1 protein-coding gene is annotated in these 1,175 nt (G+C 77.5%); it reads left to right on the plus strand.

Annotated elements, in window-relative coordinates; genetic code table 11:
* Positions 1-1,086, plus strand: a 1,086-nt coding sequence (locus tag CCN44_RS42080; protein ID WP_143650483.1) for a CHAT domain-containing protein, incomplete at its 5' end; no start/stop codon positions are given.
* Positions 1,087-1,175 lie beyond the last annotated feature (89 nt).

Consider the following 1,175-nt stretch of genomic DNA (forward strand, 5'->3'; position numbering starts at 1 on the left):
GGCAACCCGCGGGAGCGGGAACGCGCCGTACGCCGCTGGCAGCGGGCCCTGGACGACCTGTGCGGGTGGGCCGGCGAGGTGCTCGGCCCCGTCCTCGGCCACCTCGGGCTGTGGGACCGCGCCCTCGCGGAGGCCGGCCTGACGGGTGCCGCCCGGGTCCCCGACGCCGTACGCCTGGTCATCGTGCCCTGCGGCGACCTGGGCGTGGTGCCCTGGCAGGCGGCCGTCCTGGAGCCGCCCAGCGGGTACGGCGTGCCGCGTGCCGTACGGGCCTGCGAGATCGCCGTGCTCACCCACGCCGCCGCCGGCCGGGAGTTCCTGCGCGCCGCGGCCCGCCGCCGCATGGCACCCGCCGACCGGCCGGCCCTGGTCTTCCACGGCCTGGACGACCTGGCGTGGGCCGAGGAGGAGATCGACACCCTGGCCGCCGTCCACTACCGGGAGGCCGTCGTCCACCGCCCCGACGAGAACCCCGCCACTCCGGAGACGGTCCTCGGCCTCCTCGGCGGCCGGGCCGCCGCCCCCGCCTCCCTCGTCCACCTGGCCTGTCACGGGCTCGCCGGGCCGGACCCCACCGAGTCGGTCCTGCACCTGGCGCCTCCGGACGGCGAACCGTCCGGCCCCGGCGGGGAACTCACGCTGAGCGCCCTGCTGGAGACGCCCGCCGAGGGCGACGCCTTCCGCGCGGCCGGACCCCTGGTCGTGTGCGGCGGCTGCGAGACGGACCTCACCACCCGCGACCACGACGAGGCCCTGACCCTCACCTCGGTCCTGGTGCACCGGCTGGCCGCCGACGCCATCGGCTCCCGGTGGCAGGTCGACGACATGCGGTCCGAGATCCTCATGCTCGTCCTGCACGACGCGCTCGGCCGGGGCCTGGCCCCGCCGGACGCGCTGCGCGCCGCCCAGCGCTGGATGCTCACCCCGCCGGACCGGCGCCCGCCCGTCCGGGCGCTGAAGGGCATCTCGGCCGCCTGGCGGCTCACGGAGGACCTCCGCGACCGGCCCGACACCTGGGCCGGCTTCGTCCACCAGGGCAACCCGGCCCCGGCCCCCGCCCGACGGCAGGAAGGAGAGGACGCATGACGTCGGAGGAACTGCTCGGGCTCCTGGAGCGGCACTGGACCACCGTCGTCACCGGGCTCGGCGACGACGACCTCGGCCAGGTCGCCGAC

The organism is Streptomyces tricolor (assembly GCF_002155905.1).
Classification (GTDB): domain Bacteria; phylum Actinomycetota; class Actinomycetes; order Streptomycetales; family Streptomycetaceae; genus Streptomyces; species Streptomyces tricolor.